Source organism: Acinetobacter ursingii DSM 16037 = CIP 107286, from assembly GCF_000368825.1.
GTDB classification, from domain to species: domain Bacteria; phylum Pseudomonadota; class Gammaproteobacteria; order Pseudomonadales; family Moraxellaceae; genus Acinetobacter; species Acinetobacter ursingii.
Genome location: NZ_KB849715.1, coordinates 179,458 through 203,777 on the forward strand (window position 1 = coordinate 179,458; position 24,320 = coordinate 203,777).

Consider the following 24,320-nt stretch of genomic DNA (forward strand, 5'->3'; position numbering starts at 1 on the left):
CCAGCTACCACAACAAAATAAGGTAGCTTAACTAGAGCAGAGTATCACTTATAAATAAGCTTTTAGTTGTTCAAACATGTGGGACCACCTCTATAAAAACCACATAATAAATAAAGAGGAATTCTTATAAAATGCCGCCATTTGTTCATTCTTTTATTCCAGAATTTGAACTTAATATTCAAGTCAAAAATTGTACTTGATTTCAAGTACAATTTTATCATTTCACTAAATTTTATTTCACCATTAAAAAAACTGCTTCATGACTGAAGCAGTTTTATTCAATGCTTTTAATAGAACTTAGCCAATAATGATTTGGTCATTATTCAATAGTGTCTGTAAAGTAACTTCAGAAGTCTGATTAGTTAATACCAATAATGTTTCATGCGTAGTAAATGCTGTACCATCACCATCTCGATCCACTTTAATAGTTGCAGTATCCTTATCAGCATCATAAGTCACAGAAATATATTTACCAACGGTCGTTGCATTGTCTGTCGCTAGAATAGCCTGTGTTAAGCCTGTAAAGAATGTTGTTGAGAATTGGATGACATCAGCATTTACATCACTTGTCGTATTGCCGACATGGAAATCTGTCCACGTATCAACACCATTGCCAGCAGTCGCATTAGCCGAGTTCAATACGTTATAGATTGCAGTATCTTTGCCTGTACCACCAGTTAAAGTATCGTTACCAGCACCGCCATTAAGAGTGTCATTGCCAACACCACCATATAGATAGTCGTAACCTGCCCCACCATTAAGAGTGTCATTTCCTGCACCACCAATTAAAATATCATTTCCATCGTTTCCATTCAAAATATCGTTTCCAGCATAACCCCTGATCAAATCATTATTTGCAGTGCCATTTAAAGTATTATTTCCTTGGTCACCAGCCAATGTATTCGTGGTTTGACTAATATAGAGGTGGTCCCACATGTTTGAACAACTAAAAGCTTATTTATAAGTGATACTCTGCTCTAGTTAAGCTACCTTATTTTGTTGTGGTAGCTGGTCATAGTAAAACTCATCTGGAGTCATTTTGTCCAGACTCGAATGAGGTCGTTTCAAATTATAAAATTCAAAATATGCGTTTAATTGCTTCTTCGCATCCAAAACATTGCTGTAGGCTTTGAGATACACCTCTTCATATTTAACGCTCCGCCATAATCGTTCAACCATCACATTATCAACCCATCGACCTTTACCATCCATACTGATTTGAATGCCATTTGATTTCAATACATCAATAAATGCATCACTGGTAAACTGACTGCCTTGGTCTGTATTAAATATTTCAGGTCGACCATATTTTTCAATAGCTTCATTTAATGTTTCTATGCAAAATGTAACCTCCATACTAATCGATACTCTATGCGCAAGTACCTTGCGGCTATGCCAATCAATCACAGCACATAAATAAACAAAGCCTTTTGCCATAGGGATATACGTTATATCCGTAGACCACACTTGATTACTGCGCTGAATAGCCAATCCTTTGAGCAGATATGGATATTTGCGGTGAGCTTGATTAGCCTGGCTTAAATTTGGTTTGCAATATAACGCATTAATGCCCATTTTCTTCATTAAAGTACGTGTATGACGTCGTCCTATATGATGTCCTTGACGATTCAACAAATCACGCATCATACGGCTACCTGCAAAAGGGTATTGCATATGTAACTCATCCATACACCGCATCAGCTTCAGATCTGATGTACTCACAGGTTTTGGGCGATAGTAATAACAACCACGGGAGACTTTCAGCAGCTGAGCTTGCTTAGATACTGAAATCTGAAGTGAGTCATCGATTAACTTTTGTGGTTGAAGCGGCCCAGTTTCTTCAACACACCTTCTAAAAAATCAATTTCTAATGCCTGCTCACCGATTTTTGCATGTAGTTTTTTTAGATCGATGGGTGGTTCTGTTGGAGCTTTTGATTGATCGAAAGCTTGCGAGGAAGCTGAAATCAGTTGATTTTTCCAGTCGATAATTTGGTTTTGATGAACATCAAATTCAGCACTCAATTCAGCAAGTGTTTTTTCTGCTTTAATCGCAGCAAGTGCTACCTTAGCTTTAAAATCATTTGAATGATTTCTTCTTGGTCTACGTGCCATAAAATACTCCATATATTGATGTTTATAACATCATTTGGGGAGCAAAATATAACTTATAAGTGTTGTTCAAATTTCCTGATCCACCTCTGTAAGTCACTTCATAATCGCGTAGGTTCAAAGTTTTTAAACGCTGTTTTAATTTTTTTAACGACCACGGCCATGCGGCAAAGTTACGCCCATTTGCATCCAAATAATAGCTTTTACAGCCGCCTGCATTAAATACTGTGGTTTTTAAATGCTTTTGCACCAATTCATTATGCGCATGTATGACTTGGGGTTTAACACTTAATTTGGCAATATTATGTTTTTTGATTTTTTGCAAACCATCGACAATATAATCTAATTGCGCTTCGGCTAAGCCAATAAATGAATCGTAAACCAATACGTTTGGCCCGAGTACCAAAAATGCATTCGGTACATTTTCAATATTGGTTCCTAAATACGCTTCAGGAGAACTACTTTTCCAAAGATCATTTAAACATTCCCCTTTGTCATTATAAACACGGCGACCAATAGGAGGATGAGAGACTTCAAAGCCTGTTCCCCAGATGATGATATCAACTTCATGACGTTCACCATTGGCAGCAATGACCGTATTGCCTTCTACTTTGACCAAACCATGTGGAATTAAATGCGTATTTTCAGCTTGTAATGCTGGATAGTAATTATTTGCAAATAATAGACGCTTACAGCCAATGGTAAAATCTGGCGTCACATTTTTTAATAACTCAGGATCTTTTACCTGAACTTTTAGTACTTGTTTAAATACTTCACCGACAGGCTTTAATACAGAAGGATTACGTAAACCAAAGTTAATCGCATTCAAAGATTGTGCTACGGTTTTACGCCATGTTGATTGAATCAGTGGAAATTTTTCAATCGCAGATTTACCAAACTCACCCAGTTGCATATCTGGTTTTGGCACGACCCAAGGCGCAGTACGCTGAAAAACAAAGAGTTCTTTTGCTAAAGGTTGAATTTGTGGCACAAATTGAATCGCTGAAGCACCTGTCCCAATCACGGCAATACGTTTATCGGTTAAGTCATAGTCATGCTTCCATTTTGCTGAATGAAACATCTCGCCTGTAAAGGTTTCGATGCCCTCTAATTTTGGAATTTGCGCTTCGGTAATGGGTCCTGTCGCAAACACGACAGTACGAGAAAGATACTGTCCTTTATTGGTATCGAGTACCCAGACATTGCGTTGATTGTCCCAAGCTGCTTTTTCAAGTTCAGTTTCAAATTCAATTTTTTCATGAACATTGAATGTGTGGCTCACTTCTTCTAAATAACTGAGAATTTCAGGTTGACGCGCAAATAGATGACTCCACTTAGCACTGGGTGCAAATGAATAAGAATATAAAGCTGATGGTACATCGCAACCGCAACCCGGATAGGTATTTTCACGCCATGTTCCGCCTACACGACCTGCTTTTTCAATAATTTTGTAATCGGTATAACCGACTTGGTCGAGTCGAATCGCTGCTGCAATTCCTGAAATACCAGCACCGACAATAAACGTGTCATAAATATGCTGGGGTAATGCTTTGCTTTCAGCCGAGTTTAATTTTTTTGCTTGAGCTGTCATTTACAATATCCTTGTACTTGAAAAATAGATCTTTTAAAACGGCATTTGACCGAATTCCTATCTAAATTTCATCGTGGGTTATTTCATTAATCTGTAGGAAGTCCCTAGAAATTTTGCATAAAGATTGGGTGCTGTACGTTTCATCAACCAGAAAAGCTTGGCATCGAACTGTGGAATGGTATAAAGCTGATTTTTATCCAAACGATCCAGTGTCAATTTTGCGACTTTATCGCTGGTGGTAAATGCCAAATGAGTCAATGCATAATCTAAAATACCTTTATGCGGTACTTTCCCATTTTTTATAATGTTGGTGGGTACTAAGGTTGGGCACAGTACATTCACCTTAATATCAAACTTTTTAAGCTCAGCAGACAATGTTTCTGATAATGCTCGAACCCCTGCTTTACTGACGTTATACACTGTCATTTCTGGCGCCGCAGTATAAGAAGCTGCTGAGGCCACATTGATAATCGCGCCATATCCAAGTTGCTTAAACTTAGGCACAAATGCACGACAGCCATGAATCACGCCCCATAAATTGACATCCATGCACCATTGCCAATCTTCCATCGTCATTTCATCAAACTTACCACCCAAACCAATACCAGCGTTATTAATGACCAGAGTGACTGGATTTTTCAGTAACTTCTCGGCTTGTTCAGCCAGTTCCGATACCTGTTCAGCTTTCGCTACATTACACTGCACAGAAAATGCAGTCGCGCCCAGTTGTTCAATCAGACTCACTGTTGCTTGAGCTGCCTCTAGATTGATATCTGAACACACCACAGTACCGCCACGACGGGCAAGCTCTAGTGCAAAACTACGTCCAATACCACTGCCTGCGCCTGTTACAACAGCATAAGACTGTTGGCTTGGCTTTTTATTTTTTGAGCCAAATAATTTCATGGCATATCCTTTTTCCTGTCAGCATCTTGACTGAACATCTCTTTGTTGAATAACGTAGGACTTAATGACGTACTGGTGGTGTAAATGTTTTCACCAGATAAGGCGCAATCGCCCCGCCTTCGGAGAGAAGTTTGTCTTTGTAATATTCGAGATAAGCCGATGTGTCATGGTCATTCGGATGAAAATCGGGACGTAAATAATCAAATATCTGCCCTATAGTGCTACCAAATACACCATCTTTAGGACTAAAAATGAGGCTCACACCCCGACCTGCATCTTTCCAGAACTTTCGGGTCAGCACATCTTTTGGCTTACGAAATAAAGGTACAAATAAAGTCGAAAATGGAATTAAACCTAAAATCGTCCCCAATGCGATAAAGAATCCAGCAGCACGAAGTGAATAATTACCATTGAGCAGCTGATAAACATCGTAGGCAATATCTTTATGTTCCGATTCTTCCAGCATATGCCACATCCACATGGCACGTGTTTTAGCATCATCAGAATAATAAAAATTCTTTTCATGCTTCATCATGTATTCGGCAAGCACTGCGGTAAAATGTTCAATTCCCGCCATCATGGAAAGCTTAAGCGGCTGTGGAAACTTTAAGAAAATATTGTCAAAGAATTTTTCGCCCAGAAAGCGATATAAAGCGACTGGATAATTAATGGCTTCGTGTGCAATCGCATCATTAAACTCATTGTGTAATTTGGAATGAATCGCTTCTTGTCCAATCAAAGAAGTTACACGCTGTTTGAGAACAGGATCTTTTACCATATCTCGGTGAAAACGAGCTGTTTCAATAACTAAGTCTTCACCATAAGTCAAAAATACAGAAAGCGTGGCGAAAAAAATCGTGGCAAACTGATTATTCATATAAAATGACATATCAATTTCCTGACCTTCAAATCCAATGGCTAAATGACGAATTGGAATGGTCTGTTTCAAAGCATAATCAGGTTGTTCAAATTTAGGCGATGATTTGAAAGCTTGGACTGATTTTTTTACTGCGGTCGTGATCATGGCGACACCTACTTAAAGCATTCAATTTGTTACAACATTCAATATTTACGAAGCTCAATGATGCAAACTGAAATATTGTTCGCACTTTACTAACCATTTCATCCTAATCTGATCTTATGTTCGGATTCAATTCGGGTCTAAATGGCTGAGCTTATCTGTAAAAACCGAAGCGATTAAATTGAATACCCCAGTTAAATCTCCATAACATATTGTTTTTATTAAGAGCAAAATTATAAATTAGCAAAAAATAATCGCAATAATGAGCTTTTAAGCAAATGACATCATGCATTTATTTATCTTGATAAAATTGGATAAAATTCAGAATTTTTTGCTGTTCGGATTTATGTTTTTTAATTTGGTAAATATGGCCCGACATGATAACTTGAATAAATATTCGGATTTCAAGGATGTGATGTTGAGTACACGCAAACCGCGCCAGACTCGCGCTAAAGTCACGGTGGATACCATTATCGAAGCAGGTTTTATCTCTGTGGCCTTGCATGGCACCAGTGGTACAACGACTCGACATATTGCAGACATTGCAGGCGTGAGTGTGGGTTCACTCTACGAATATTTTAAAAACAAAGAAGAAATTTACGATGCGATGGCACATTCTTTTGTGCAGGAAATTCTGGAGATGATTCAAAATCTCACTCCGATCATTATGGATATGGAGCTAGAATCGGTCATTGAACTTATTTTCTATACCTTTCGCGATTTATTGACTCAAAACAATGAACGTTATTTGATCTGTTTACGTTATGCAAGTGAGCTTAAATATGACAAATATATCAATCAGATTGAACGTGAACTGATGAATATTGTCATGAAATACATGATGAATAATCCAAAATATCTGAAAGTAAACAATCTGGCGGTCACAGCCTATGTCAGCATCAATAGCGGAATCTTTAATATTGCCCGCCATTTAATTTTGCCAAACCCCTATATTACCTTTGATGAATTGGTGCAGGGTTTAAAAACCATGATTATGAGCTACATCAATGTCGAACTGGCAAAAAGTGAACGCTAAACGAAAGTGTCACGTTTGGCGATCGTCGACTGTGGTACTTAGGTTTTTCACCATAATTTCCAGATTATTGCGAATTAAATACGCCAAATGAATATCGACACCCTGTAACATCTGATGTTCGAGTTTTTCAACAATTTGATTACACGCTGCCAATTTTTCCAGACCTTTTCCAGTGACGGTCAATAAAATACGACGACCATGCGTTGGATCTGGTGTTTTTTCGATCCAGTCATTGACCAGCAAATCTTGTAAAATCTTATTGGCAGATTGCGGCTTAATAAAAGAACGCTCTGCTAATTGGGCATTTGAAAGATTCGGCTTTGCTGCCAAAACTGATAAAGCAGTAAATTGCGGCAAACTAATATTTAAATCTTTGAGATGTTCGGTGAGATGTTTACTAATGATTCGATCCACACGGGCAATCATATAGCTGAGTCTTGGTTCATCTTCTCGTTTTTTTTCAACTGAACTTGAGTTTGGCATCATGTTTGATCATCAAAATTTAAAGAAAGTATGAAGCCCTGCCCCATACTTTTCATTTTACTTAAGTTGTACTTTGGCTATGTGCTAACTGTACTGCCTGTTTAGGCTTTCTGACAAGCAGCAACGCAGAAATTGCAGCAATCAAAATCACAGGGATACTTGAACCAATGACGATTGTGGCACTTTGCCCTAATGATAATAAAAATCCTGCAAACAATGGCCCTGCAAATGAACCAATTCGCCCAATCGCAACCGCAGCACCAACACCTGTACCTCGCATTTCGGTTGGATAATACATCGCAGCTAGTCCATAAAGTGCAGATTGACCACCTACAATAAACAAACCACAACCCACCGCAGAAAGTGCCAATAAAGCGACTGTTGGAGAAATCGATAAACAGCAAAGCGCGATCAAGATTCCTGCATAAATAAATTTGATGACCGTTGCCATGCGCATTTGATCCAATAACATCCCCATCAGGATTGATCCGAAAATCCCCCCAATGTTATAGCCCATTTGTACATAGTTAGCTTCTAGTTTGGAGAGTCCTTGTGCGCCCATGAGTAGCGGCAACCAGTTCAGCAAGAAATATAAAACTACGAGTGTACAGAAGAAACTGACCCAAATTTGCAAGGTCGACATACGTCTTTCTTTGGCAAATAGCACTTCAAAAAAAGGCGTTGGTGCTTGTGTTTTTTGTTGCAAATAACTTTTTGACTCGGGTAGATACTTCATCAATAACGGAATTAACAAGATAGGCGCAATACCGCCCACATAGAAAATATGTCGCCATTCGCTATCGCCTGCTAACAACATTGCAACCACCGAAGTCAGCAATCCACCAAAAGGGATCCCGCTATACATAATACTGACTGCGGTCGCTTTTCGATTTTCAGCAACAGCTTCAGAAGCCAAAGTGATCATCATCGGTAAAGCGCCGCCCATACCCAACCCTGTAAAAAAACGGATAAGTAAAAGCAAAGTATAATTTTCGGCATAGGCGGTGAGTAAAGACATCACACCAAAAATGAGAATACTCAGAATTAAAATTTTCTTACGTCCAATAATATCGGCAAGTCGTCCACCAATAATTGCACCAGGCAAGGTTCCAATAATAGCAGCACTAAATGCCCAAGCCATTTGAGCATTATCCAACATAAACTCCGCACGCATACGTGGCGCTGCTACACCCATTGATTGAAGATCAAAACCTTCAAAGATTGCGATGGCAAAACACAGTAGTAAAGTCAGTTTCGCCCTTCCTGACGGATTCAATACTTTATCCATAGTCCTTTCCTTATTTAGACCATATTTCCATGACATTTTTTATTGTGTAGTGTTTAAATAACACCGCTAAAATATCAGTTAAGCTTATAAAAAAATCAATAGTATTTTATAAATATTTTTTAATTTAATTTTTTTATTTATATTTTTCATTCAATTATAAAAAATATAAAATATTTCACAAAAAAGACTTGAATGTAAGTTTAACTGATATTAAATTAAATCCAGAACAACACCATTGTCATTCAAGGAGAATACACATGACATATGAAAAACGCTGGGAAACCGTTGATGTACAACTTGAAAATGGTATCGCATGGGTCATTTTAAATCGTCCCGAAAAGAAAAATGCCATGAGTCCAACCCTTAACCGTGAAATGATTGATGTACTTGAAACACTCGAACTTGATCAAAATGCCAAAGTTTTAGTTTTAACAGGTGCTGGTGATTCTTGGACTGCGGGAATGGATTTAAAAGAATACTTCCGTGAAGTAGATACACAACCTGAAATTTTTCAAGAACGTATTCGCCGTGATTCATGTCGCTGGCAATGGCAACTCCTCAGAATGTACTCAAAACCCACGATTGCGATGGTGAATGGCTGGTGTTTTGGTGGCGGTTTCTCTCCATTAGTGGCGTGTGATCTTGCGATTGCAGCAGATGAAGCAACTTTTGGACTATCTGAAATTAACTGGGGTATTCCACCGGGCAACCTTGTGAGTAAAGCAATGGCAGATACTGTCGGACACCGTGCATCGTTATATTACATCATGACTGGTAAAACCTTTAGTGGCAAAGAAGCCGAGCAAATGGGATTAATTAATAAAAGCGTTCCATTAGCTCAACTTAAAGCGGAAGTCACTGAATTGGCAAACTGCCTGCTTGAGAAAAATCCTGTAGTATTGCGTACCGCCAAAAATGGTTTTAAACGTTGCCGTGAACTGACTTGGGATCAAAACGAAGACTATTTATATGCCAAACTGGATCAGTGTAACCACCGTGATACAGAAGGTGGTCGTGAAGAAGGACTGAAACAATTCTTGGACGAAAAATCGATTAAACCGGGTTTACAGAGCTATAAGCGTACTGGTTAACTTTTGATTTTTATTGGCTATGTAAGGACACAACCCATGCAAAATGTACAGTTACTCATCCACGGTCAATCGCTTGACGCATCTAATGGCGCAAGCTTTGAACGCATCAGCCCGATTAACGGTCAGGTTGCTAGTATTGCATCTGCCGCAACGCTTGAAGATGTTGACCGTGCCATTGAATCGGCGCAACAAGCTTTTCAGATTTGGTCAAAACTGTCTCCAACTGAACGTCGTTTACGCTTATTAAAAGCAGCAGATTTAATGGATCAACATACTGATCAATTTATTCAGATTGGGATGCAAGAAACAGGATCGACTGCGACTTGGTATGGGTTTAATGTGCATCTTGCCGCCAATATGCTGCGTGAAGCTGCTGCCATGACCACCCAGATTGATGGCAGTCTGATTCCCTCGGATGTCCCGGGTAATCTGGCGATGGGGATTCGTGTTCCATGCGGTGTGGTGGTTGGAATCGCACCGTGGAATGCACCTGTGATTTTACCCACTCGTGCTTTAGCAATGCCGCTTGCCTGTGGTAATACCGTCGTATTAAAAGCATCTGAAGCCTGCCCTGCCACGCATCGTCTAATTGGACAGATTTTAAATGAGGCTGGATTAGGTGATGGCGTGGTCAATGTCATTACCCATGCCCCAGAAGATGCGCCACAGATTGTTCAGCGTTTAATCGAACACCCTGCGGTAAAACGAATTAATTTTACGGGTTCCACCAAAGTTGGGAAAATCATTGCAGAAACTGCGGCGAAATATTTAAAACCAGTGTTGCTAGAACTTGGTGGTAAAGCACCTGTTGTCATCTTAAATGAAGCTGATCTGGATGAAGCAGTCAATGCCGTTGCATTTGGTGCCTTTTTTAATCAGGGTCAGATCTGTATGTCGACTGAACGAGTGTTAGTGCAACAGGGTATAGCCGATCAGTTTATTAAAAAACTCATTGCAAAAACCAAATCACTAAAAGCTGGCAATCCGACTGATCAGCAGAATATGTTGGGTGTGTTAGAAAGCCGTCGAGCTGCCGAGCGTATTCAACATTTACTTGAAGATGCAAAAATCAAAGGTGCAGATTTACCTTTAGGCATTCAAGTTCAAGACACCACCATGCAACCTACGCTGGTACTGAATATTCAGCCTGAAATGTTGCTATACCGCGAAGAATCTTTTGGGCCAGTCTGTACAGTACAACGCTTTGAGACGCTTGAAGAAGGTATTGCACTGGCCAATGACAGTGAGTTTGGTTTGTCATCTGCTGTATTTAGCCAAAACTTTGCTCAAGCCTTTGAAGTCGCCAAGCAGATTGATTCAGGGATTTGTCATATTAATGGTGCCACTGTACATGATGAAGCACAAATGCCATTTGGTGGAACCAAATCGAGCGGTTATGGACGTTTTGGTAGTAAGGCTTCCATCGCTGAATTTACCGAATTGAGATGGATTACGGTTCAAACTCAATCACGCCACTATCCGATTTAAAGGTCAATTTAACTGAAGCGGTTAAATAACCACAATAAACATTGAATGAATAAAAAAATTGCATGATGCAAAACAAGCGCAGCAATGCGCTTTCCACGGAGTGAAAGAAATGCAAATGAATGCCACTCAATCACAAGATCGTGAACGGTTTGTTCAACTAGGATCACATGATGTTGAGTATCAATATCAAGGTCAGGTCCTTTATATTCAACCTACAGAGCAATTAAAGCCCTATCCGCAAAAGCTTACAGATCGCCTGATTCATTTTGCAAAAAATAAGCCTGATCATATTTTTGCTGCAAAACGTAATGCTCAGGGTCAATGGGTCAAATTGAGTTATGCCGATACCTTGCAACGCGCTTGGCACATTGCTCAGGCATTGCATCAACGTAATTTAAGTCAGGAACGACCATTACTCATTCTGTCGGGTAATGATCTTGAACATTTAACCTTATCAATGGCTGCAATGTTGGCAGGTGTTCCATTCTCTGCCATTTCTCCTGCTTATTCTCTGATTTCTCAGGATTTCGGAAAGCTTAAACATATCTTTGAAGTCCTTACTCCGGGCATGGTCTATGCCAGTGATGGTCAGGCGTTTAACAAAGCGATCCAAACGTGTGCAACATCCGATATCGAAATCATTACCAATACGGGAATTGTTGGGCAGCAGCAATGCACCTCTTTTCAATCCTTGCTGGATACCCCTGTGACCAATGTTCAGGAGTTTTATCAAACACTGGATGAACACCAGATTGCCAAATTTTTGTTTACCTCTGGTTCGACTAAACTGCCTAAAGCTGTACCAACCACGCATTTGATGCTGTGTGTGAATCAGCAGATGTTATTACAAACCTTTCCAGAATTTGAGCAGACCCCGCCTGTATTACTGGATTGGTTATCTTGGCATCATACTTTTGGGGGTAGCCATAATGTCGGCATCGCTCTGTATAACGGCGGTACAATTTATATCGATGATGGCAAACCCGTTGCAGGCAAGTTTGATGAGACCATTCGCAACTTAAAAGAAATCTCCCCGACAGTCTATTTAAATGTGCCAAAAGGTTGGGAAGAACTCACGGATGCTTTGGAAAAAGATGCTGAGTTACGTGATCGCTTTTTTAAAGATGTCAAAATTCTATTTTTCGCAGGTGCAGCATTGTCCGAAGCAGGCTGGAATCGTCTGGATAAAATTGCACAAGCACATTGCGGTGAAAAAATTCGGATTATGAGTGGTCTCGGTATGACTGAAACTGCGCCTTCTTGCGCCTTTACCACAGGGCCAAAAGTCATGGCAGGCTTTATTGGTTATCCTGCGCCTGGCTGTGAAATTAAACTGGTGCCACACGGCGATAAAATGGAATTTTGTGTGCGTGGTAAACACGTCATGCAGGGTTATTGGCGTTTAAAGTCCGATCAACAAAGTATCGTATTTGACGATGAAGGCTTTTTCCATACAGGTGATGCCGTGCGTTTGGTATCCCCCAATGATCCAACGCAAGGCCTGATGTATGACGGACGAATTGCAGAGGACTTTAAGCTCAATACTGGTACTTTTGTTAATGTTGGAACCCTACGGAATAAAGTCCTGATTCAAGGCAATTTACTGATTCAGGATGTCTGTATTACAGGGTCTAACCTAAATGCCATTGGTTTTCTGATTTTTCCAAAATTGGACGCTTGTGCACAATATGCAGGTTTAACTTTTAAGGATCATCTTGCCGAAGAAATTTTAAAACATCCCAAAGTACAGCAATGGTTCCGCCAATTTTTATTAAATTTTAATAAAGACGCAACAGGAAGCTCTAATCGAGTGTCGATGCTGTATTTAATGACTGAACCGCCACAACTTGATGCAGGAGAAGTCACCGATAAAGGAAATCTGAATCAGGGCAACATCGCTAAGCGTCGAGCGGATTTGATTGAAGAACTTTATCAAAAGCAAACGGACAATCCCCTGATTATTCGGATTCCTGTCCTAAACCACTAATCCTTTGAAATTAGATAAGAAGTTCAAATTTACTTTTGAGCTTCCTCCTTAGTTTTGCCCTAAAAAAGGTGAAATATGCAACACGATACGGAATTTGAACTATTTCGAGATAATTATCGACGTTTTCTAAAAGAACAAGTCGCTCCTTATTATGAACAATGGGAACAGGATGGCCTAATTCCACGAAAGCTTTGGAATCAACTGGGTGAAAATGGTTTTTTATGCGTCGATGTTCCAGAAGAATATGGCGGTTATGGCGCACCTATCCATTACTCACTGATGCTAGTTCAAGAAACTGCACAGGCAGGATTTACCTCTTTGGCAGTGGCCATTGGTGGGCAAAATGAATTAGTTTCGCCCTATATTCAAAATATCGGTACTGAAGCACAGAAAAAATATTGGCTTCCTAAAATGGTCACAGGTGAAGTGGTCACTGCGATTGCCATGACTGAAGCCAATGCTGGTTCTGATTTACAGGCGATTCGTACACAAGCCATTTTGGAAGATGATCACTATCTGATTGATGGTTCAAAAACATTTATTTCCAATGGCTTACATGCAGACTTAATTGTACTGGTGGCAAAAACCAACCCACTGGCAGGTGCCAAAGGTATCTCATTGTTTTTAGTTGATGCTCATTTAGAAGGTGTAAAAAAAGGACGCTCACTGAAAAAAATTGGTTTACATGCCCAAGATACCGCCGAACTATTTTTTGATCAGGTCAAAGTTCCCACTTCACAACGTTTAGGCAATGAAGGACAAGGCTTTGCTTACTTAATGCAAGAATTACCGCGTGAACGTCTGAGCATTTCCATGATGGCACTTGGGTCAATTTTGGGTGCAATTGAACTGACTAAAGACTATGTCTTACAACGCAAAGCCTTTGGTCAACCCTTAAGCCAAATGCAAAATACCCGATTTGTACTTGCCAATGCGCAAATTAAAGCCAAAGCCGCACAAGCCTTTGTCGATCAATGTGCTGAGATGTATAGCCAACAGCAACTCAGCGTCAACCACGTCGCCGCACTGAAATGTTTTATCACCGATACCCAATGTGATGTGATTGACCAATTACTACAACTGTTTGGTGGCTATGGCTACATGCAGGAATATCCAATTTCACGTTTCTTTGTCGATGCCCGCGTGCAAAAAATTTACGGCGGAACCAACGAGATTATGAAAGAAATCGTGGCGCGTGAACTCTTGGGAAAATAATTTAAATTTTAACAGCGAAGCAAGGCAGAAAGAACCAACAGGTCTTGCTTAAAACAACAATGATATTTCAGGATGAAATGCTATGTCTAAATTATGGGTGTATTCCACGCTTATGTTTTCTGGTTCTATATTTGCGGGAAGTTTTGTCGATAACAGCAGTGTAGAACTGACTACACGCAACTTTTATTTTGACCGCGATTATCAGGAGCTTTCCAAATATCCAGCAGCGAAGGACTGGACACAAGGCTTTATTTTCAAGGCAAATTCAGGCTATACGGAAGGAACAGTGGGCTTTGGTCTGGATATTCTCGCCACCGCTGGTTTTAAGCTGGATGCCAGTGCCAAATATGCAGGAACTGGAAATCTACCGCGAGACACTGCCACCAATGAACCCGCATCAAGTTACGGTGAAATCGGTGTCACGGGTAAAGCTAAAATTAGTCAGACTGAACTTAAAATAGGAACGCTTAGACCGATGAATCCTGTTTTAGTCGCTTCTCCTGCCCGTTTGTTACCACAAACTTATCGTGGAATTTCACTAGAATCTAAAGATTTAAAAGATTTTGAATTACAGGCTGCTTATATTGATAAAGTGAATCAACGTGATTCGACTAATTTTGAGAATATCAGAATTTCAGCGGTGAATGGACGTTTTAAAAATGCTGAAACCGATGGATTGTACTATGCAGGCGGGTATTACAATGTCAATCCAAGTTTACGTTTAGGTTTATTCTATCTGGATGTGAATAATCTTTATGATCAATGGACAACAGGTTTTTTACACAAATGGGAGATCAACCCAACCACACGATTGAGTAGTTATTTACATTATTATCGAAGTCGTGATGAAGGCAATGCAAAAGCAGGCTTAGTCGATAATGACTTATATCATGCGCATTTTGAACTGAAGCATCAAAATCATAAATTTATTTTTGGAACGTTTCAGCATCATGGTGAAACTGCGTTTCCTTATTTAAGTGGTGGAGAAACAGGACTACTGATTGATACATGGCCAGGCGAGTTTCTCAATCCCAAAGAACAAGCTTATAGTTTCCGCTATGAATATGACTTTAAAGATTATGTTCCGGGTTTACACTTTATGACACGCTATACCATGGGTCGTAATATTTATGCACCCAATCTGGGTGGAACCAATTTAAAAGAACGAGAAACTGATTTTGATCTGGGCTATACCATTCAAAACGGTTGGCTCAAAAATCTGGGACTTCGCGCACGTTATGCCATCTATGACAATAACATGTCGGCCAACGCCAATATCAAACCTGTGAACGAAACCCGTATCAATATTGATTATACGTGGAAATTTAAATAACACTGATAGGCTCTAAATCATCGGGAGCCTACTTCAATTTAGGGAAAATAAAAAATGGATATGACTGACAAACTTCCTCCTATTCACTATTTGCTAGGCGGGCATCATATTCAATGGAACGATCAAGCGCAGCAACTTGAAATTGATTATGTCGCATTAGAAAGTTTTACCAACCCTAGAGGTACAGTTGAAGGGGGTATGATTTGCGCAATGTTGGATGATGTGATGGGCTTATTTGCATTTCTGGCGAATGATCGACAACCTGCCACCACGATTAATCTGACAGTAGATTTTCTACGCCCATGTCAGGTCGGTGTCGTGCAGACCAAATGCCGCTTTGTAAAGCAAGGTAAATCTATTTTAAATATCGAAAGTGAAGCATGGCAAAATCATAAAATGCTGGCACGAAGTACAGCTAATTTTATGGTGCTTTAAGTTTCAGTTGAACCCACAAAAGAGAAAGAAAACCCGTTGCTTTCTTTCTCAAACCATTCATTACTTAATTTTAAAAACGCTGAGAGATACTCAACTTAAAGTCACGTCCAGTACCTGTCATATATTCTCCCAGATACATTTTGTAGTCACGATTAAACAGGTTATCAATAGAGAAATTCAACTGAGGGCCATTTTCACCGACTGGCTGCCAATCGATAAAAATACCGTGCAAAGCATAGCCTTTAGTACGAGGCAATGAAAAACCAGAAGCCCCAATTGAATGATCTGTATTTAAAATACTTCTGGTTTGCGCGTCTACAAAAATTCCACGCCAGCCCATGGTCAAATCATGTTCAGGAACATTGACACCTAGCGTAGCTGTCGCCTTGCGTGGAGGTATTTGTTCAATCCATGTTTTTTGATTAAACCACGGATTAACAGGAGAATTATCACGTTGACCGCGCACATAAGAATAAGTTAAACCTGCAAAATAGGTGGGCTGATTATAAAATAGCTCTGCTTCATAAGCTTTGATGGTGTAATCAGTAATATTTCTGTAAAAACCATGATCATATTGGCCATTACAAACACTGGCATTCGCACTTCCACCCTGTGCAATAATCTCGGCTTGTGCCTGACAGAAAACTGAACGATTACGAAAAATTTCGTCTGAACCGCGGTTATGATAATAGCTAAGACGGATCTGTAAATGATCATCATCTGTCAAAAGCTGATCAAAATTCATTTCATTGCCAAGTCTTATCGCCAACATTTTTTCGGGACGCAAATACAGACTGGTCGCAGATACCGTAGAACTTGGACCATCATTATAATATTGTTCATCAACACGTGGCGCACGCCATGTTTTGCTAATATTAGCAAACCACGTGAGGTAATCTGCCTGTTTCCATGCCAACGCTAAACGGGGTGACCAGCCTGTATAACTTTTTTCTGAATAATCATGACCTGCTTCAGCCGTGCTATAACGTGGAGCCAGATTGCCATAACCCTGATTGATAATATTGTCATAACGTAAAGACGGCGTAATCGTGACTGCCCCAATTTGATATTGGTCTTCAACAAATGCGCTATACATTTGCTGATCACCTGCGGGCATATAATTCGGTTGATAGAGTCCGTAATTATATTGAGGATTATTCAGATAAGAGCGAACCAGCATCAAAGAGTTTTGCTTCATCTTTTAATATTGTGCCCCGATTTTTAGCTTATGTGTACCATACGCCGTATCAATATCACTGATATTTAAAAGTTTTAGTGCTGTATTGGTATAGTTCACCCAGCTTTCATCGCCAAGATTGGCCGCTGAAAAAGAAACCCCTTCCAAACGTTTATCATGTTGTTTGGTTTTTGAATAAGAAAAATTTGCTTTGAAATTAATATAAGGATTCGCAGCAGGATTGAACTCATAACCAGCGGAATAGCTTGTATCTTTTTGGTCACGATAGACTAAACGGCGTTTCCACGCTTCGTCATAGCCATACTTTGCAATATCTGCGGCACTCGGAACAGCATCCTGATCACGCATTGCAGCAAAAGGTTCCCAGCCTGTATGGCTACTTTGCATGGCATTGAAAGAAATCTTTTGGCTTTCATCTGGACGAATATTCAGTTTTGCTAAATATGTGTCCTGTTCCTGAGCTGAATATAAAAAAGAGGTTCCATCTGGACGCTCTACATTACCGCTATCGCGTTTGGTATAGTAAAACAGCCCATCCAACAGATTATTTTCAGTTTTTCCATACACTGCACCCGTATAAGTATTTTGTTGGTTATTACTAAATCGCGAATACTTTAGAAATGCGCCGACATCTTTATTTTGTTTTAATAGATCTTGCGCATCTCTGGTTTCCAGTGTCACCTTTCCGCCAAAACCGCCATTACCAACTTCAACATTATGCGGACCTTTATCGACCGTGACCCGTTTTAAAATTTCAGGTTCAATAAAGACTGACCCTTGTCGATATTTATCAAAAGATTTGACCGAATCATCCAGTGTAATGGGAACATCTTCAACTCCTCCCATACCCAGAATATTAATCGTTTGTCCGCCGGGTCTAGGAGAGCCAGCCGAAGATACTCCTGGCATGGTGTCTAATAGTTGTGCAACATTATTGGCCTGATAACGATCAATCGCGGTCTGATTTAAAACGCTTTGCCCAAACTGAACCGTATCTGAATTTTCTGCCTGCGTAGAAAGGGTTGGCATTTGGTATAACTGATGATTATCCTGATTGAAAATTGAAGATGAATTCAGTTGCCCTTTTTTTATGGCACTTGAAGTCCCCACATTTTTTTCATCAGACTGTTCATGCTCTAGTTTCTTATCCACCAATAAGTAACCTGCCGATGATTTCATCATCTGAAACGGTGTATGTTCAATCAATCTGGCAAATGCTTGCTCAACGGTGTAATTGCCTTTTATCGCATTTACTTGGTAACGATTGGTTTTCTTTGCATCCATCAGTAATGAAACATTGGCTTGCAATGCAACGCTATTGAGTGCCTGAGTCAGAGAACCACGCTCCACTTGAAAGTACGCAGAACTATTGCTATTTGCAGCGTATATAGGGGCTGAAACGCAACTGACAGAAATTGCCAGAGAAACGGCCAACGCTATTTTTTGTAGGGAATATTGGGAAGATAAAATGTGCATTAAAACGATAGCCCCATATAAATGATAATCATTAACCAAGCCAATTAGCAAATAATTGCTGTTCTTCCCTATATGACGCACCACCATCCAAAAACACGCAATTTGTCGTTATTTTCTAACTTTCAAACTGAATAATAAAAACATGACTTCCTATTTTTTGAATATTTAATTGTGGATATTGAGCTTTGATTAAGCTTAAGGTTTGCTCCACATCCTGTTGGGCATCAATCACCCCGTTGACTTTGAATGACTCAAGTACAGATGCGCGATAAATAAAATAAACGTGATGCTGTCGATTTAGACGTTCTAGTAAATCAGGTAAAGCCAGATTATTGGCTAAAATCTGGTTGTGTTGCCATGCAAATTCAGTAGATTGAATTGCAATCGGTTGAATCGGTCCAAAGCCATGCGCGTCAGCTTGTACCTTTTCACCAGCATGTACACGCTGACGTTGATTGACCTGCTTCGCACTTGCTTCAACACTTGAATGCAACATGCTAATACTGCTGTTTTCACGATTTTGATGCACAATAAATCGTGTTCCTAATGCCTTGTAATCGGCTTGCTTTGATTGCACGATGAATGGCCGATGTTTGTCTTTTGCGACATCCACATAAATCTCACCCTGAACCAGTTCAACCTGACGTATCTGTGAATTAAAATGCAATTTGATGGCAGATTTAGCTCCTAGCGTAATTTTTGAACCATCTTTAAGTACAAATGACTGCATACTTCCCGTTGCAGTTTTATAATCTGCGGTGTAATAAGCATAGGGAAAATAATGGTAGGTCAAAATACTGAATAGCCCAATAAAACCAATGCCCAATATCCCACGACCAAAAGCCTTTTTTAGCTGTTGTTGACTTTGTTGAGTGTGTTTTAGCGACTTTTGCAAGGTCTGGCTATGAATACGGTGTGTTTCCTGAAGTTGTTTTAATTCGTCAGAAAAGCGACTAATTTTATCGAATTGATCATGATATTCGGGATGCTGTCGTTGCCAATGCTCAAATTCGACTTGAGCTTGAGAACGTTCAATCGGATCATCTGTGTTTAAACGAATAATCCATAAAGATAATTCTTTTTGTAATTTTTTTGGGTCAGTCATGTTCCGACTCAAGCAACTGTTCTCGCGCTTCAAGACATAGATTTAGACAATCTGCTAAATAAGATTGCGTCGTCCTTAAAGATTTACCAATCCGTTTAGCGATTTCACTTTGATTGTAACCTTCAAAGTAATACATCAGAAAAGCTTTTCTTGCAAATACTGGGCTTTCGTTTAAAGCGATTGTTAAAAAATCTAAAATTTGTACCACTTCTTCAAGTTGATTATTTGATAATTCAATCTCTTGAAGTTGTAACTCCCCTGCCAGAGTTTCCAGATAGCTTTGCTCTAATACATAACGTCGATGCTTATCAATCAGTACATTTTTGGCAACATTGACTAAATAAGCTCTTGGTTCCTGAATTCCGAGTAGTTTTTGCCGAGTTTGTAATAACTTAACAAAAGTATCTTGCACCAGATCGGCTGCATTAAAAGGATAACGAATGCGATAGCTAAGCCACTTTTGAAGCCAATCATGATGATCCAGATACATTTCATGAATGAATTGTTTCTGTGCAGTTGGGGAGAAAGATTGATCCATAGCAAAATATTGAATGAATAATATAAACAAGAATTATTATCATTTATTAATGTGATTATTGTAAACTATTTCTGAACGATATTTTCTATAAAAAAGCTGCATTCCTTATTGCGTCTTTTTCTATCCTCCTTCGTCATAGCGTATATAGACCTTTATTTACTCCGCAAATATACATCTTTATTTAGGTAACGATATGAACCAATCCGTTGGCAAAACAGACATTCAACATCATATAAGTTCGGCACTATCACTTCGCTTAAAAACTGAAACAGCAGCAGAACATGAACATATGCATCACTTAATGGCTCAGGCAGATGTTTTTGCAAGTCGGATGCATTATGCAAAATTTACACTGGCTCAATATTATTTTCAGCGTGATGTTGAGGATTTATTTAAATATCCAGAAATCATTGATTTTATTCCTGATCTGGATGTTCGTGGTCGCTCAGACGCAGCGTTTAAAGATTTACAAGATTTAGGAGTTTCACCTACAGATCTTAATATCGCGAGTCAGGATGCCAATGCACTTGAAGCGCTAGGCTGGATTTACGTTTCTGAAGGTTCAACGCTCGGAGCTGCGTTTTTATTTAAGGAAGCCAAAACCAAGCTGGAACTTTCTGAAGAATTTGGCGCACGAAATCTGGCGGCTTATCCTGAAGGCAGAGCAAAAGTCTGGAAACGCTTTGTTCAGGCACTCGATGATGCAGGTTTAAGTCAAACTGAACAAGATCAGGTCGTGCAAGGTGCAATGGATGGTTTTGCCCGCTTTGCATCGCTGTTAACCACAGCAAATACAGATCAGTAAAATGTCAGTACCCACCCATCCGTCCAAGTTGCCCTCAACCTCTGATCACCTAAATCATGATCAGATCGAGCTCACTACATCTAAAAATATACATCATGAAAGCTTATCTAAATCCAGCTTTTTAAGAATTGTATTTATAGGTCTGTCTTGCTTGAGCCTGAGTATTGGTGTGATTGGTTTGTTTGTTCCGGGTTTACCTACAGTTGAGTTTGTATTACTCGCAGCTTTTTTTGCAGGAAAAGGCTCTTCCAGATTACATCGATGGTTTTACCAGCATAAATTATTTGGTCCCATGATTCGTAACTGGCAAGATCAGCGTCAGGTTTCCAGAAAATCAAAATATATGATGGCTGTTAGTATGACACTTGCTAGCAGCATCTTGATACTTCATGTACCTCATTTCTGGTTTAACCTTGTATGTATTGTATGCATGCTGCTCGTTTTTATCTGGGTTTGGCGGCGACCTGAACCCGAGAAAATTTAAAATGCAAAACACAAGTCATAAAAAAGACCACACATCGTGGTCTTTTTTATCAGAACAAACTACTGAGCAGTATATCCGCCATCCATCACTACAGCTTGTCCTGTCACTCCACCTGCCTTATCACTGCACAAGAAAATCGCATAATCGGCAATTTCCTCAACACTAAGAAGGCGTTTTTGCGGCACCATCGCCAAAATCACATCTTCCAACGCACTGGTTTCACTCACATTTCGCGTTTTAGCCAAATCTGCAATTTGCCCACGAACCAAAGGTGTATCCACATAGCCAGGACACAAAGCATTTACTGTAATACCATCACGTGCACATTCGAGTGCAGCGACTTTGGTTAAGCCAATCACACCATGCTTAGCGCTGTTATAGCCTGCTTTACCTGCAAAACCGATCAAGCCATTAATCGATGCCATATTGATAATACGACCTGATTTTTGTGCTTTCATAATTGGAAAAGCATGTTTAATGCCGATAAATGAACCTGTTAGCATCACCGCAATCAGTTTTTGATAAACTTCAGTTGGGAATTCCTCAATTGCTGCCACATGTTGAAACCCTGCATTATTAATTAAAATATCCAGTGTTCCGAATGTTTCTTGTGTTAGTTCAATTGCAGCTTGATAGGCTTGTTCATTGGTCACATCACAAGGCGCCGAAATAGCAGTAAAACCTTCGCTTTTGAGCTGTTGTGCAGCTTCTTCACATTTTTGCGCATTCATATCTGAAATAACTACTTTTGCACCTTCCAATGCAAATTTTTTCGCAATTTCCAGACCAATTCCGCTCGCAGAACCTGTAATAAAAGCCACCTTACCATCGAGTTGTTTTGTCACGTTCTTTCTCCTGCCTCATTTATAAAATGCCTTGGTTTTTTAAACCAAAACAAGTTCATAGCTTATTTTGATCAAAAAATTACACAATTCCGAACCATGTAAATGCAGCTATCGCCACAAATACTGCAACTGTTTTAATGATCGTAACTGCAAAAATATCTTTATAAGATTGCTTATGTGTTAAACCTGTTACAGCGAGTAAGGTAATGACTGCGCCATTGTGTGGAAGTGTGTCCATGCCGCCCGATGCCATTGCCACAATACGATGCATCACTTCGGGCGGAATACCCGCAGCCAAAATAGCAGCATTATACTGCTCTGCCATCGCACTCAAAGCGATACTCATCCCGCCTGATGCTGAACCTGTAATCCCTGCCAATACAGTTGTGGTCACCGCACCATTCACCAAAGGATTAGTAAATGCCGTTCCCAATGCATGACTCACTAAAGCAAAACCGGGTAAAGCCGCAATAATCGCACCGAAACCATATTCGGACGCGGTGTTCATGACAGCCAAAAGCGAACCGCCAATACTGGCATTTACACCTTCTTTAAATTGGCTCGCCACACGACCATAATCAAATAAGATAGCCGCGATAATCCCAACCATCAGTGCCAAACCGACCGCCCAGATCGCACCCGTTTTTGCAACATCAACCGTATAATTTGCAAGACCAATTGCATTAAAATCAAAACCGTTTGGGTACCATGTTTTAATTGCTGTCGATAAATATTTATTCATCACAGCAACTAACACTAAAGGAACGAAGGCTAGAATCTGACGAATAACCGAACCATTATCATGCGCATTTTCCTGTACAAGATTTACATCAGAATCAACACTATTTGCAGAATTATCTGAGACAAAACCTGCATAGCCTTCCCCTGCTTGAGCAGCCACACGTCGACGCCACTCTAGGTATAACAAACCTGTACTCAATACAAAAATCGCACCAATAATCCCTAAAAATGGAGCAGCATAAATATTGGTTCCAAAGAAAGTGGTTGGTATCACGTTTTGAATTTGTGGCGTACCCGGTAGCGCGTCCATGGTAAAGGTAAATGCACCAAGTGCAATCGTGCCGGGAATTAGACGTTTAGGGATGTTAGCTTGCTGAAATAATTGATTGGCAAATGGATAAATCGCAAATACAGCTACGAATAAACTGACACCACTATAGGTCAAAATTGCGCCGAGGATCACCACGGTCAAGATTGCTTTTTTTGCACCAATCAAATTCACAATAGTTTTTGCAATCGACTCAGCGATCCCTGACATTTCAACCACTTTGCCAAAAATTGCACCGAGTAAAAATACCAGAAAATAATCCTCGATAAAGTTGACCATTTTCGGCATGAAAACGCCTGAGTAAAAAGGCAAGACATTACTTGGATTGATTAAAAAAACCGCCAATAATGCACATAACGGTGCCATCAGGATGACTGAAAACCCGCGATAAGCGGTGTACATCAGTAAGACTAAAGACAGCAGAATAACAAATAAATCCCACATATTCTTTCTTACTCCATTATGAAGAATATAGATTAGGTTTAACTCAAATATTGTGCCTAATATTTGATAACAGTTTGCCTAATAATAAATAAATACAATTTGTCCAAAATGAGCCATTAAATATACTTAGCAAATAAGATTTTATATTTATTTTAAAATATCAATATTTTTACGAAATACAAGAATATTATTTAAAAGACTGTTAAATAAAAATTTAAACATTGAAATATAAGATTTTTATTTAAGTAAAACGACTTATCTATTTATTTAAAAAACAAATGAATTATTTAATAAAACTCATTAATTATTAGTTTTCTTTCATAAGTCCCTTTTATTTCTTCCTATAGGAGAAAAATAAAGAGAGTTTAAAA

General features: G+C 39.5%; 20 protein-coding genes and 1 pseudogene. 9 read left to right on the plus strand and 12 right to left on the minus strand.

Annotated elements, in window-relative coordinates:
* Positions 1–297: 297 nt before the first annotated feature.
* From F944_RS03930 to F944_RS03955, 5 genes are all read right to left on the minus strand, one after another.
* The gene (locus tag F944_RS03930) at positions 298–936 is read right to left on the minus strand and encodes a calcium-binding protein (protein WP_004987161.1); all 639 of its coding nucleotides are present in this window, start codon (positions 934–936) and stop codon (positions 298–300) included.
* A gap of 45 nt (positions 937–981) precedes the next feature.
* Positions 982–2,126 (minus strand): IS3 family transposase gene (locus tag F944_RS16685; RefSeq protein WP_126624276.1). Its coding sequence is split into 2 segments (ribosomal slippage): positions 982–1,862 and positions 1,862–2,126, totalling 1,146 coding nucleotides; the frame shifts between segments, so codons are not numbered across the junction.
* Between the two features lie 10 nt (positions 2,127–2,136).
* Positions 2,137–3,702: a flavin-containing monooxygenase gene (locus F944_RS03945; protein WP_004987164.1), complete on the minus strand. Its 1,566-nt coding sequence runs from the start codon at positions 3,700–3,702 to the stop codon at positions 2,137–2,139.
* 78 nt (positions 3,703–3,780) lie between these two features.
* Positions 3,781–4,608 carry an SDR family NAD(P)-dependent oxidoreductase gene (locus tag F944_RS03950; protein WP_004987166.1) on the minus strand — a complete coding sequence of 276 codons (828 nt, stop codon included), beginning with the start codon at positions 4,606–4,608 and terminating at the stop codon, positions 3,781–3,783.
* A 61-nt stretch (positions 4,609–4,669) separates the two neighbouring features.
* Complete coding sequence (locus tag F944_RS03955; RefSeq protein WP_004987169.1) at positions 4,670–5,632, minus strand: metal-dependent hydrolase; 963 nt, start codon at positions 5,630–5,632, stop codon at positions 4,670–4,672.
* A gap of 415 nt (positions 5,633–6,047) precedes the next feature.
* On the opposite strand from F944_RS03955, the gene F944_RS03960 reads away from it, so the two are divergent.
* The gene (locus F944_RS03960) at positions 6,048–6,665 is read left to right on the plus strand and encodes a TetR/AcrR family transcriptional regulator (RefSeq protein ID WP_010588861.1); all 618 of its coding nucleotides are present in this window, start codon (positions 6,048–6,050) and stop codon (positions 6,663–6,665) included.
* A 9-nt stretch (positions 6,666–6,674) separates the two neighbouring features.
* Here F944_RS03960 and F944_RS03965 read toward each other — a convergent pair whose 3' ends face one another.
* On the minus strand, positions 6,675–7,148 hold the full coding sequence (locus F944_RS03965) for a MarR family winged helix-turn-helix transcriptional regulator (protein WP_026039959.1): 474 nt from the start codon (positions 7,146–7,148) through the stop codon (positions 6,675–6,677).
* Between the two features lie 61 nt (positions 7,149–7,209).
* Positions 7,210–8,436 (minus strand): 3-(3-hydroxy-phenyl)propionate transporter MhpT, encoded by a 1,227-nt coding sequence (gene mhpT / locus F944_RS03970; protein WP_004987178.1) that lies wholly within the window; start codon positions 8,434–8,436, stop codon positions 7,210–7,212.
* Between the two features lie 251 nt (positions 8,437–8,687).
* Between mhpT and F944_RS03975 the strand changes: the two genes are divergently transcribed.
* The 6 genes from F944_RS03975 (at position 8,688) to F944_RS04000 (ending at position 15,985) form a co-directional block, all read left to right on the plus strand.
* Positions 8,688–9,527, plus strand: coding sequence for a p-hydroxycinnamoyl CoA hydratase/lyase (locus F944_RS03975; RefSeq protein WP_171063250.1), 840 nt, complete (start codon positions 8,688–8,690; stop codon positions 9,525–9,527).
* Positions 9,528–9,563: 36 nt separating this feature from the next.
* Complete coding sequence (locus tag F944_RS03980; protein ID WP_004987182.1) at positions 9,564–11,015, plus strand: aldehyde dehydrogenase; 1,452 nt, start codon at positions 9,564–9,566, stop codon at positions 11,013–11,015.
* 100 nt (positions 11,016–11,115) lie between these two features.
* Complete coding sequence (locus tag F944_RS03985) at positions 11,116–13,002, plus strand: feruloyl-CoA synthase (protein ID WP_171063251.1); 1,887 nt, start codon at positions 11,116–11,118, stop codon at positions 13,000–13,002.
* A 75-nt stretch (positions 13,003–13,077) separates the two neighbouring features.
* Entirely contained in the window at positions 13,078–14,217 is a 1,140-nt protein-coding gene (locus F944_RS03990; protein ID WP_004987186.1) for an acyl-CoA dehydrogenase family protein, read from the plus strand.
* Positions 14,218–14,299: 82 nt separating this feature from the next.
* On the plus strand, positions 14,300–15,550 hold the full coding sequence (locus tag F944_RS03995; protein WP_004987188.1) for an OprD family porin: 1,251 nt from the start codon (positions 14,300–14,302) through the stop codon (positions 15,548–15,550).
* Between the two features lie 54 nt (positions 15,551–15,604).
* Positions 15,605–15,985 (plus strand): PaaI family thioesterase, encoded by a 381-nt coding sequence (locus F944_RS04000; protein ID WP_004987194.1) that lies wholly within the window; start codon positions 15,605–15,607, stop codon positions 15,983–15,985.
* Positions 15,986–16,055: 70 nt separating this feature from the next.
* Here the strand turns inward: F944_RS04000 and F944_RS04005 are convergent.
* The 3 genes and pseudogenes from F944_RS04005 to F944_RS04015 all read right to left on the minus strand — a co-directional run bounded on the left by F944_RS04005 (position 16,056) and on the right by F944_RS04015 (position 20,302).
* Positions 16,056–18,746 (minus strand): annotated as a pseudogene (locus F944_RS04005) (TonB-dependent hemoglobin/transferrin/lactoferrin family receptor).
* Positions 18,747–18,774: 28 nt separating this feature from the next.
* Positions 18,775–19,764 carry a FecR family protein gene (locus F944_RS04010; protein ID WP_004987200.1) on the minus strand — a complete coding sequence of 330 codons (990 nt, stop codon included), beginning with the start codon at positions 19,762–19,764 and terminating at the stop codon, positions 18,775–18,777.
* Positions 19,757–20,302, minus strand: coding sequence for a sigma-70 family RNA polymerase sigma factor (locus tag F944_RS04015; RefSeq protein WP_004987201.1), 546 nt, complete (start codon positions 20,300–20,302; stop codon positions 19,757–19,759). Before F944_RS04015 ends, F944_RS04010 begins: the two co-directional genes overlap by 8 nt.
* Positions 20,303–20,495: 193 nt before the next feature.
* On the opposite strand from F944_RS04015, the gene F944_RS04020 reads away from it, so the two are divergent.
* A complete protein-coding gene (locus F944_RS04020) occupies positions 20,496–21,107 on the plus strand; it encodes a biliverdin-producing heme oxygenase (protein ID WP_004987202.1) in 612 nt (203 codons plus the stop codon).
* A gap of 1 nt (position 21,108) precedes the next feature.
* Complete coding sequence (locus tag F944_RS04025) at positions 21,109–21,591, plus strand: YbaN family protein (protein ID WP_004987204.1); 483 nt, start codon at positions 21,109–21,111, stop codon at positions 21,589–21,591.
* Positions 21,592–21,650: 59 nt separating this feature from the next.
* Here the strand turns inward: F944_RS04025 and F944_RS04030 are convergent, their stop codons facing one another.
* Both F944_RS04030 and F944_RS04035 read right to left on the minus strand, forming a co-directional pair.
* Complete coding sequence (locus F944_RS04030) at positions 21,651–22,436, minus strand: 3-hydroxybutyrate dehydrogenase (RefSeq protein ID WP_004987210.1); 786 nt, start codon at positions 22,434–22,436, stop codon at positions 21,651–21,653.
* 79 nt (positions 22,437–22,515) lie between these two features.
* Positions 22,516–23,949: a GntP family permease gene (locus tag F944_RS04035; RefSeq protein WP_004987212.1), complete on the minus strand. Its 1,434-nt coding sequence runs from the start codon at positions 23,947–23,949 to the stop codon at positions 22,516–22,518.
* Between the last annotated feature and the right edge of the window lie 371 nt (positions 23,950–24,320).

Coding starts and splice junctions, on each gene's coding strand:
- F944_RS03930 (WP_004987161.1), bottom strand. CDS start 936: ATGTGGGACCACCTCTATATTAGTCAAACCACGAATACATTGGCTGGT.
- F944_RS03945 (WP_004987164.1), bottom strand. CDS start 3,702: ATGACAGCTCAAGCAAAAAAATTAAACTCGGCTGAAAGCAAAGCATTA.
- F944_RS03950 (WP_004987166.1), bottom strand. CDS start 4,608: ATGAAATTATTTGGCTCAAAAAATAAAAAGCCAAGCCAACAGTCTTAT.
- F944_RS03955 (WP_004987169.1), bottom strand. CDS start 5,632: ATGATCACGACCGCAGTAAAAAAATCAGTCCAAGCTTTCAAATCATCG.
- F944_RS03965 (WP_026039959.1), bottom strand. CDS start 7,148: ATGCCAAACTCAAGTTCAGTTGAAAAAAAACGAGAAGATGAACCAAGA.
- mhpT (WP_004987178.1), bottom strand. CDS start 8,436: ATGGATAAAGTATTGAATCCGTCAGGAAGGGCGAAACTGACTTTACTA.
- F944_RS03980 (WP_004987182.1), top strand. CDS start 9,564: ATGCAAAATGTACAGTTACTCATCCACGGTCAATCGCTTGACGCATCT.
- F944_RS03990 (WP_004987186.1), top strand. CDS start 13,078: ATGCAACACGATACGGAATTTGAACTATTTCGAGATAATTATCGACGT.
- F944_RS03995 (WP_004987188.1), top strand. CDS start 14,300: ATGTCTAAATTATGGGTGTATTCCACGCTTATGTTTTCTGGTTCTATA.
- F944_RS04000 (WP_004987194.1), top strand. CDS start 15,605: ATGGATATGACTGACAAACTTCCTCCTATTCACTATTTGCTAGGCGGG.
- F944_RS04010 (WP_004987200.1), bottom strand. CDS start 19,764: ATGACTGACCCAAAAAAATTACAAAAAGAATTATCTTTATGGATTATT.
- F944_RS04015 (WP_004987201.1), bottom strand. CDS start 20,302: ATGGATCAATCTTTCTCCCCAACTGCACAGAAACAATTCATTCATGAA.
- F944_RS04020 (WP_004987202.1), top strand. CDS start 20,496: ATGAACCAATCCGTTGGCAAAACAGACATTCAACATCATATAAGTTCG.
- F944_RS04025 (WP_004987204.1), top strand. CDS start 21,109: ATGTCAGTACCCACCCATCCGTCCAAGTTGCCCTCAACCTCTGATCAC.
- F944_RS04035 (WP_004987212.1), bottom strand. CDS start 23,949: ATGTGGGATTTATTTGTTATTCTGCTGTCTTTAGTCTTACTGATGTAC.